The 9,111-nt window shown below is 37.9% G+C and carries 10 protein-coding genes and 1 pseudogene; 3 read left to right on the top strand and 8 right to left on the bottom strand.

The features are described from left to right. The 6 genes and pseudogenes from ACGLXV_RS00585 to ACGLXV_RS00560 form a co-directional block, all read right to left on the bottom strand. Positions 1 to 563, bottom strand: a pseudogene (locus tag ACGLXV_RS00585) (IS110 family transposase); the annotation flags it as partial. A 150-nt stretch (positions 564 to 713) separates the two neighbouring features. Next, the gene (locus ACGLXV_RS00580; protein WP_391557062.1) at positions 714 to 1,556 is read right to left on the bottom strand and encodes a tyrosine-type recombinase/integrase; all 843 of its coding nucleotides are present in this window, start codon (positions 1,554 to 1,556) and stop codon (positions 714 to 716) included. Positions 1,557 to 1,674: 118 nt separating this feature from the next. After that, a complete protein-coding gene (locus ACGLXV_RS00575) occupies positions 1,675 to 2,157 on the bottom strand; it encodes a hypothetical protein (RefSeq protein ID WP_391557061.1) in 483 nt (160 codons plus the stop codon). Positions 2,158 to 2,318: 161 nt separating this feature from the next. Continuing rightward, entirely contained in the window at positions 2,319 to 2,927 is a 609-nt protein-coding gene (locus ACGLXV_RS00570) for a DUF4304 domain-containing protein (protein ID WP_391557060.1), read from the bottom strand. A 59-nt stretch (positions 2,928 to 2,986) separates the two neighbouring features. After that, positions 2,987 to 4,360, bottom strand: coding sequence for a group II intron reverse transcriptase/maturase (gene ltrA, locus ACGLXV_RS00565; RefSeq protein WP_391557059.1), 1,374 nt, complete (start codon positions 4,358 to 4,360; stop codon positions 2,987 to 2,989). 608 nt (positions 4,361 to 4,968) lie between these two features. Further along, positions 4,969 to 5,646, bottom strand: coding sequence for a hypothetical protein (locus ACGLXV_RS00560; RefSeq protein WP_391557058.1), 678 nt, complete (start codon positions 5,644 to 5,646; stop codon positions 4,969 to 4,971). Between the two features lie 311 nt (positions 5,647 to 5,957). Here ACGLXV_RS00560 and ACGLXV_RS00555 point away from each other — a divergent pair, with 311 nt between their 5' ends. The 3 genes from ACGLXV_RS00555 (at position 5,958) to ACGLXV_RS00545 (ending at position 7,734) form a co-directional block, all read left to right on the top strand. Further along, positions 5,958 to 6,449: an RNA polymerase sigma factor gene (locus ACGLXV_RS00555; protein ID WP_391557057.1), complete on the top strand. Its 492-nt coding sequence runs from the start codon at positions 5,958 to 5,960 to the stop codon at positions 6,447 to 6,449. Continuing rightward, on the top strand, positions 6,449 to 7,360 hold the full coding sequence (locus ACGLXV_RS00550) for a sigma factor regulator N-terminal domain-containing protein (RefSeq protein WP_391557056.1): 912 nt from the start codon (positions 6,449 to 6,451) through the stop codon (positions 7,358 to 7,360). The genes ACGLXV_RS00555 and ACGLXV_RS00550 overlap by 1 nt, the downstream gene beginning before the upstream one ends. 188 nt (positions 7,361 to 7,548) lie before the next feature. Beyond that, complete coding sequence (locus tag ACGLXV_RS00545) at positions 7,549 to 7,734, top strand: transposase (protein ID WP_391557055.1); 186 nt, start codon at positions 7,549 to 7,551, stop codon at positions 7,732 to 7,734. A gap of 15 nt (positions 7,735 to 7,749) precedes the next feature. Here ACGLXV_RS00545 and ACGLXV_RS00540 read toward each other — a convergent pair whose 3' ends face one another. Further along, positions 7,750 to 8,256: a hypothetical protein gene (locus ACGLXV_RS00540; RefSeq protein WP_391557054.1), complete on the bottom strand. Its 507-nt coding sequence runs from the start codon at positions 8,254 to 8,256 to the stop codon at positions 7,750 to 7,752. A 170-nt stretch (positions 8,257 to 8,426) separates the two neighbouring features. Beyond that, positions 8,427 to 8,858, bottom strand: a complete 432-nt coding sequence (locus ACGLXV_RS00535) for a hypothetical protein (protein ID WP_391557053.1) — start codon at positions 8,856 to 8,858, stop codon at positions 8,427 to 8,429. Positions 8,859 to 9,111 lie beyond the last annotated feature (253 nt).

Raw genomic sequence — 9,111 nt, 5'->3', positions numbered from 1 at the left:
CTTTAAAGACCGTTAAAAACTCTGGAAAATAACGATCTAACCAATTATGAATTTGACCCTGTACCGCTTGAAGGTCAACAGATAAAAGATCGCGTATTTTTTTTGCCACTCGAAGTTCGGCATAAACTCCTTGCGGGATATGGGGTTCGGCGTATCTTCCATCCTTGACGAGCTGAGCGATAACTCTGGCATCCTTCACATCATTCATTCTTGGTAGGTGAGTTGTCGTCTAACTCTTTACTCTTCTTTACGTGCATTGGATTTACTACAACAAGTTTAATCGCTTGTTCTCTAAGAAAATGAGCGAGATTCAGCCAATAATGTCCTGTGGGTTCAACTCCAATGATGGTCTTCTCCATGCTATGTTTTTGAGTTAACTCTTGAATCCAAGCTAGAAAACCATCAAAGCCAGAACTGGTATTTTCAAAGGAATACGGTTTTCCAAACTCTATTCCCCTAAAGTCTTGCGCACGTGCAACATGCTTGAATTTCGCAATGTCTACGCCTATAACTAGTGTTTGAGAAGTAATTTGAGCAATCTTATGATTTTGGTTATAATTCATTTTGCAGCCTCCTGGTATGTTGAGTTGTCCTTTTTGCCTCCAAGCGCAGTACACAACTTATGATACCAAGGGGCTTTTTTATATTCAAAGTTCATATTTCTCCATTACAGGAATGCTGCCCTTTAGCAGAATAAAGGAGCCGTTAGGCTCCTAGAAAAATCGTTTATATAATTCTCTTCGACGCTCTCCCCTTAGCTGAGCATAAATCTGGGTAGTGGATGCCTTTTCATGACCCAACATCCCTTGAATGAAATCTAATGGGGCACCGTTATCAAGTAGCTGGCAAGCGTAGGTATGTCGAAAACGATGAGGATAAACATTAACAGGAATCCTTCCACGGGCTGCAATCAATTTTACAGTGTAACGGAGGGTCGGGATCGTCATCCGACGAATCGGGTTGCGCTCGGTTACAAATAGCGCTTCACAGTTATCTTCTCGGCTATCTAAATTCTTTTTCAGCCATACTTTGCATTCTGTCGTGAAATAAACCTCACGTTGTTTAGAACCCTTCCCATTGACAATCGCAGATCCGTTCTCCCAATTGATATCTTCTATGTTTAATCGATGAACCTCTCCCACACGGCAACCAGTGGAATACAGAAATTGTAACAGGGCATGATCACGAAGGGACTGACAGGATATCTTTAGATGAATGACATCTTCTTCGATCAGGAATTTTGGGATTCTCTTGTCTGACTTCGGTTCTCTTAGCTTGAGGGTTGGATTCCGTGAAACATATCCTTCTTCAAAAGCATATCGGAAAAGCGACCTTATAAATCGAATTCGATGACCCAAACTACTGGGCTTGAGACGCTCGGACTGTTTAGCCAAATATTCTTTAAGTAATGGCAAAGTAACGTCTTTTAGTTCCAAATCACCTATTTCACGAGTGAGGACATTTAATTGAAGTGAGTAAGCTTTTAATGTATGAGGACTGAACCCCAGAATACGTTTATCCGCCTTATATAAGCACCACAATTCACTTAAATTCAAAATAAACCCCTCCCAAGAATTTACCTTCTTTAAATCCAGCATTACTGGAATGGGAGGGGGTTAATCATTTTACTGTTATTCAAGTAGCGATCCTCGATAGTTCAATAAAATATAAGCTTTATTGGGTTAGTACTAAATATAAGAATTTAGCTTCTTGACAAGAAATATATAATTCAATAGATGTCTTTAAAATGATATACGTTGTTATAGTCAACAACCCACTTATAAATATTACACCTCCTTTTTTGGATTCTTTAGTCTTCTTCTTAAACACAAATAAAAGAGCACTAAGAAGAATACTCAAATACAATACTGATAGTAGAAGTTTGAACCTTTGACGGCTAATTTCATTTACAATTTTATGAAACTTCTCCAAATCCAATTTATTATTTTTATCTTCTTTTATTATTGAATGGGAATTACGATAACCAATTTCCCATTCAAAAGAACTTATTTCTTTTTTAACAACGTAGAAATACCCCCCAGCTTTTTCTTGTCCAATAATCTCTCCACCACTTGCGATACCAATTGAAAAAGGGAAGATGACCGACAACTGTATCCCCACAATCAGTGCTATACAAATCAGTTTTTTTCTCATCATCAGCTTCTCCTAAACTTCAATTCTATTTCTTAAATAGTGTATTTCTTCTGCTTTTTATTCAACATTCCTACCCAATAGCACATTAGGCTGCCTTTCTACGCTGGCAGCCTATTCTCATTCGGTGTTATTTAGCTATTGATCTCCGTTAGCTGAACAAATTATCAATTCACATCTAATCCTAAACGTTCAGCAAGTTCTTTTGTAAATTCCTTTTGTGGTTCAATCAGTTCTGAATACATTTTATTTATTCGATTTTGGGCTTCCTCTTTGAAACCATAAGCATGATAAAGAATCGTTAAAAAATGAGGACATTCATGCCTACCTTGCTCTTCTAATCGCTTCATTTCCTTTATTACATCTTCAATCGTTCGAAATTGTTCAAAGTGTGGGAATATCACATTTTCAATATCACTTTGGATTTCTCTCTTAATTTCTTCTATGTCAGCTGTTAGATGAAGTTTATACCACTCATCTGGAATACCTTTCAACTCCGTAACACCAAGTCTAAGAACGGAGTATATTTCTGTTGGAAATTGCGGAGGTTCAATCTCATAAAAAGTTCCGAATAATTTATCAGTGAATATCCCAGTATTAAAGGTAAACTCTACTTCTTCTGTGGTATTCCACTTTGAATTTTGGATATTAACAACCCAAGCAAAATCAGTAAATATCTTTGCGAAGTTGTTTCCTTTCTTTTTAAATCCTTTTGCTTTAAATAAAGGGGCAATAGTGTCCTTTATAATCTGCTTTAAGACATCTTGCATACTCATATTTCTCATTCCTTTAATTTTCCTGTAGAGTAGGGGACTGGTTTCCCAGCCCTCCCTCATCAAACCGTACGAGCGGTTTTCCCGCATACGGCTTTCCGATGTTCTTCACCTTGTGCAGTATAGCTACCCCAAGCACTAACTCGCTTCAGTCCCATACGTCCGAATTCCTCTGCTACCTTTCTCGGGTGCAAATGGTTTCGTTTGTACTTCTTGTTCCAGTACAGTGTCAGTCTCCGAATAATGTGCCAGTCCACTTTTGACAGGAACTTGTTTGACATGCCTGGATCTACGCTGCCGTAGTAATTCTTCCATCCTTGTATAATAGGATTGAGCTTGTCTACCATTTGTTTGGGCGACCAATAGAGATGTGCTCGTGGTGCAGTTACTTCCTTCACCTTGGCACGCATTTTCTTCATCGCTTTCTTAGATGGAATACTCCGCAAGTCATAGAATTTACCCGACTTAAACAGCTTCGGCATGCGCCGGTTATGAAATCCGAGGAAGTCGAACCCCTCTTTATTTAACCACAGGTTCACTAATTTGGACTTGTCCGTGTTCATGGTCAGTTCTAATTTCCCGAAAACTGCCTTGAGCACTTGAATGGCTTCAAGAGCGTGGGTTTTCTTTTCGCATAAAATAACCAGATCATCAGCATATCGCACTAGTGTGCCAATATGGGCAAATTTCTTCTCCCATATAGAATCGAGATAGTTGAGGTAGATATTCGCAAGCAATGGGGAAATCACGCCGCCTTGAGGGCTTCCGATTTCTGTGTCACGGAACAGGCCTTCTTCCATGACTCCAGCTTTCAACCACTTTCGAATGAGTTTCAACACTCTTCGGTCGCTTACCCGTTGTTCCACGAGTTTGAGCAATTTGTCATGTGGAATATTGTTGAAGTACCCGGTGATGTCGACATCCACCACCCAATATACTCTCCCGTAGTTCACCGTTTTGTGTATCCGCTCGATCGCTTGTTTGGCGCTTCGCTTCGGTCGAAACCCGAATGAACAATCTTTGAAGTCCGCCTCGAAAATCGCCTCGAGGACGATTTTCGTTGCCATTTGTGCCAGTCTATCTTGAATTACAGGTATTCCCAGTGGTCGCGTTTTACCATCACCCTTGGGTATATCCTTCCGTCGTACTGGCTTGGGACGATAGGCATTCTCCCGCAACTGTTGTTGCGTATCTCTCACGAATTGTTCTTCCCCGTATTCCTGTACAATGTGCTGAATCGTCATACCATCGACTCCCGCACTTCCTCGATTTGCCTTGACCCGTTTCCATGCTTCCCACATGACGTCTGATCTGTAGACTTTGTCGTACAGGGCATGAAACCTGCGATTGGCATTCGCCTTAGCCGCAAGATAGAGGGTTCTTTGGAGTTCTCGAACTTTTCCTTTGGTGTAGTTAGCAGATTTCACTGCATTCACTCGCTCTTACCTCCTTCGATACCCGTGAACAAAGTAAGGGTGCTTTCCTCCCCCAGGTTGTGTTGTCCTGGGTTCACAGGTACTACCACCCTCTCCGACTCCCTTCTCGCCGCTGGCCACTTCACCCCTTTGGGCTTATAGGTTCGCGCTTTACGACACTGTCGTGCAAGGTAGGGTCTCCCTAGTTCCAGACACAACTGTCACTGCATGCCGATCCCCATACACCGGAGGGTTTTTCCGCGCTGATTCTCCAAGTTCTTCACGCGTTCCGTGGCCTTCACCATACAATACGAGGTTCGGCTCCCTCTTGTCCCTTTCGGGTTGTTTATGACGATGCGGCAGGATTCACTTCATGTTACGGCCTGCAGCTTTGCTTCACCCTTAGTCAGGGCTTTTCACAGGGCTCCATCCTTAGGCTCTCACCACCAGATGCCTGCTAGCTACGAGGCGGCTTGGCCCCTACCTCGATTGGACTTTCACCAATGAGCTGTGCCTAGCTTTGCTAGGCGCACTATTAAACTATTCTGCCCTTCCCACGGAGCAAAAAGCAGGGGATAGATGCCGATCCCATTCCCCCGCTATCGATCTCCGTTAGTGCAATAAGAGGTTCATTTTTCAATAGATATATCTAAAGTTTGAAATTTACCCTTCTGTATAACAGACATATGCTCTTCACCATTATTCTTCTCTACTAAAAGAAGGTCCATTTTTTTGTCACTGATATTATAATGTCTTTTATTTAAGAATCCGACGCTTTTAATTGTTGGGTGTTCTAATATTGGCGATAAGTCTCCATCCAAAACATTTGTGTCAACAAATCGAAAATCAATTAAATTGGGAAATTGGTTTAAAAAAGACAAACTTTCAAGATTACCACATGAGTTAAGGCAAAGAACTCGGAGGTTTTTAAGAAGAAACAACTCCTCTGTTGGAATTAATTTCTTCGATTGATTAATATGCAAGTGTTCTAAGGTATCAGCTACTTTTGATAGACCATAGTCACTTTGTAATTTAGTGCAATAATGTAATTCTAAACGCTTTATTTGATTCAATTTTTCTATTCCAGCAAAATCTTGCATATTGGACCAGTTTAGTTCTAGATAAAGAAGATTTTCAGGGATATCCGTAAAATTACCCAATATATTTTTTTTATAATGCCATAAAATCAAATACTTGATATCTTGAAGTGGCATTTCCTTTAATTTGTCTTCTTTTAAGTTTAAGTCAAGCAAAAGAGTATCTGGAATTTCGTCAAACCAAATTGTATTATTTCTCCAGTAATCCATGTTTAATCGCCCCTAAAATTACCAATTTTCCTTTTATACTATCATTTGTATCTATTAAACTAAACTCCCGTTAGGCGAGTAATCAGGAATAGGATCAGAAGCGCATCCTATGTCGCTCTCGATCCCCGTTAGTGCAATAAAAAGGAGCATTGACCTTCGTAGATTAACGTCCCTGTTAATTATTAATTACCTCTCAAATGCCTTTCCGGAATCAGTATAGCCCCCGTTCATTAATTAATTCATATAAAATTAATATAAGTGTATACATTTATAAACTCTCATTCGTTGTATAAGTGTAGGGAGGACAAAAGATGAAAAAAGAAAATGTACTAGCCTCCTATCTTATCAATTTAGGAGAGGACGTGTTCCGACTATTACTAGTGAAAGGAGCCAAAAAAGAAGATGCGGAAGATATTATTCAAAATACCTTTTACAAAGTTTATCTTTTGTTGGATGACATAACAGAGAGCAATATACGTCCGTGGTTTTTTAGAGTATCACTCAATGAATATATTGACTTAAAAAGGAAAAAGGAGCAGCAGAACATTTACTTATCTGAGGAAATTTATTCAAAGCTACAACATACAGATCATGAATTTGATACCATTTTAAATAAAGATGAGATTTTCTATTTATTAAAAGACATGAAAAAGGAATATATAGAAATTTTCTTTTTAAAGTATTATTATGATTTTTCATATGAGGAAATTTCTGATTTTTTAGACATTCAAGTAGATAGCGTAAAGCAAAAATTATACCGCGCACGTAAATTTGTTCAATCAACAATAGGAGGAAAACGTTAGTGGACACCTCGATTAAAACCGCTTTAAATAAGGCTAAAAGAAAACAACTACTAAAAACCGTCATCATTTCAATTATTGTTGTAATAATTCTATTACCTATACTTTATAAAACTGGCAACTACTTTGCATCCAAAAGTTCTTCAAGACTTCATGAACAGCTTTTTTTACATAATGCAATTGCTGGACCAAATATTCAAATCAACTCTCAAGTAACGAGTAATTCATCGATGTTTGGTGGCAATATCATTACGAATCGTTCTAAAAATATCAATGGATATCTAGTTCAATGGAGTACACTCACAAGCTCGTATTCTTGGTTAAGAATGAAGATTGACCATAACGAATTAACACCAGGTTTTTATTCCTCTGAAACGGATTTTTATGAGTATGACAAACAAACTAAGAATAAAGTTGCGACATTTTATCATCCATCCATTCAAGAGTATGATGATGGTATACAAAACGAACTAAAGGAAGTATCACAAATGGAAAATTACGTTGCGGAAGTTGCCATTTCTTTCTATAAGCCTTATACATTAAAAGAAATACAAGCAAATATTCCCGATAATTTAAACATCGTATGGTTGTATATGACCTCACCAATTGTAGATGAAAGTAACGGTCCTATGGGTATGCCAGTTTATGGATTTGATCCATCTGATGCACCGATGGAAGCATACAAAAGCTTTATTGATGCACTTGAAAAATATGATGCTATTGGTAATAACGAAACAATCCAGGAGTTTTTAAATTTAAATAAAAAGAAACAATTTAATGAAGTAAAGATTTTAGGTATAATGCTCACTGGCCAAACAAAAAATTTTAAAGCCTTAGAAAATAAAGATTTTATTCGTGGTGCTTCAGTAGGGGCTATTGCGCAAATCGTCCCTTATATTAAACCCGAAAAATAACCTAGTGACCAGATTTACATTTAGTTTCTCTTGCAGTAAGTTGCTAGTACCCAAACGACTATAACAAGTCCCTAAAAAGAGACAGTACCCAAAATAAACAGGTGGTATTATCCCCTCATGGTAGACAACGAAAAAGGGACATCTGTAAGATGTACTTAGATCGTTGTAAATCGGAGGGGATTTTTAGCATGGGGAAGACCGGACGAACCAATAAAAGCTATTCAGAAGAATTTAAGATGCAGGCCATAAAGTTGGTATTGGAAGAGAATGTTTCATATCGAGAAGCAGCTAAGCAATTGGGGATCCACTCTTCTCTCCTTTACCGCAGCAACTACACAAGGGAGAACCCGTTCCCTGCTATCGATCTCCGTTAGTGCAACAAGCAATGATTACCAACCAAGGAGACCGCCCATTATTTGTTCGTCTAATAGTTTCTTTTCCCTTATTTCGGACTGCGCATTAACGTACGCATAATGGTATTGACGTGGATCTCTTACTACATCTTTATTTAAATGTTTCGCTACAATCTGATGAATTTCATGAAGTCTCCTTAATTCGTTTTCCCTATTTTGGGATTCATACGCTCGCGCGAAAAGCAATCTCATATCAATAGGAACATCGGTATAGATTTTTGCAAATTCGTTTTCGCGATAATTTGGATGACGTTGAATGAGTTCACCAATAGCAAGGTTTTTACCAATCAATTCTAAATAATAGTAGAAGGGCGAATCCCCTTTTAATCCACTTTCAAGGGACTCGGTATAAGTTATATGTGATGTGTATTTAGCGAATAAATTTTCAATCTCTTGTTTATCCTTTGTTAGATAACTGTAATTTATATAACCACTAATCACTAGGAGTATAGCTAAAAATATAGTTATAACCTTGGTCTTCATAAAAAGACTCCTTTGCTTTAAAGTTACTTTCATTATAGCAAAACTATATCCAAACCTTATTTAGTTCGAGTGAGGTGGTTATTCAACTAAACTCCCTGCCCGAAAGCGAAGTAACGCAAAAACGGATGCCATCTCTAGCAACCGTTTTTAAACTATGTATCTCCGTTAGCTCAATAATCATAAGGAATAATACCTTCTACTAAGATTCTTTCTTCTTTAATTAATCCAGTAAGCTGATATATAAAATCATCAATTTGATTCATTTCTGTGAGGAGAAATGAAAGCGAACGCATTTTATCAGGTATGGTTAATTTGTTATCCAATAGTATTTCAATTCCCACATGCCCTTTTTTGTTATATAAAAACACTCTTATATAAACATAATGTGTTACGTTATCTACATCTTCTCCTGAAATCCAAACATATTCTTTTTGTTCAAAGGTGGAAATCTTTAATAAACCTTGCTTAAATTCATCTATTTGTTCGTATGTGGTGTAAAAGTTTAGATTTGAATGGCAGTATGAGGACTTAACGGATAAGTTTAACTCAAAACAGAATTCATCTTCCCAAATTTTCTCTAATCTCAGACATGGTGTAGACACGCTATTCCCCTCCGTTACTATGACTTTATTATCGCTTCTTTAAACTATTCTCCCTCTATGAACAAATGCTTATCTCCGTTTTTCTCTTGTTTTCTTAGATTTTCAGATAGTTCAAGTTTATTAGATCAATCGAATATCGGAATATAGTTGAATTAAAGGATATTTTTAGGAGCGAGGAGCGAAAAAGATCCATGCTACCTAACCACTTCTTTCCATAGAGTGGATACTAAGACAAAGTATGGTCGCACTGGTG

Source organism: Robertmurraya sp., assembly GCF_036676585.1.
Lineage (GTDB): Bacteria > Bacillota > Bacilli > Bacillales > Cytobacillaceae > Robertmurraya_A.
Note: the sequence above shows the minus strand (reverse complement) of the source record. Positions and strands in the feature narration are given on the sequence as shown.

Coding starts and splice junctions, on each gene's coding strand:
- ACGLXV_RS00560 (WP_391557058.1), bottom strand. CDS start 5,646: ATGGATTACTGGAGAAATAATACAATTTGGTTTGACGAAATTCCAGAT.
- ACGLXV_RS00540 (WP_391557054.1), bottom strand. CDS start 8,256: ATGAAGACCAAGGTTATAACTATATTTTTAGCTATACTCCTAGTGATT.
- ACGLXV_RS00545 (WP_391557055.1), top strand. CDS start 7,549: ATGGGGAAGACCGGACGAACCAATAAAAGCTATTCAGAAGAATTTAAG.
- ACGLXV_RS00575 (WP_391557061.1), bottom strand. CDS start 2,157: ATGATGAGAAAAAAACTGATTTGTATAGCACTGATTGTGGGGATACAG.
- ACGLXV_RS00570 (WP_391557060.1), bottom strand. CDS start 2,927: ATGAGTATGCAAGATGTCTTAAAGCAGATTATAAAGGACACTATTGCC.
- ACGLXV_RS00555 (WP_391557057.1), top strand. CDS start 5,958: ATGAAAAAAGAAAATGTACTAGCCTCCTATCTTATCAATTTAGGAGAG.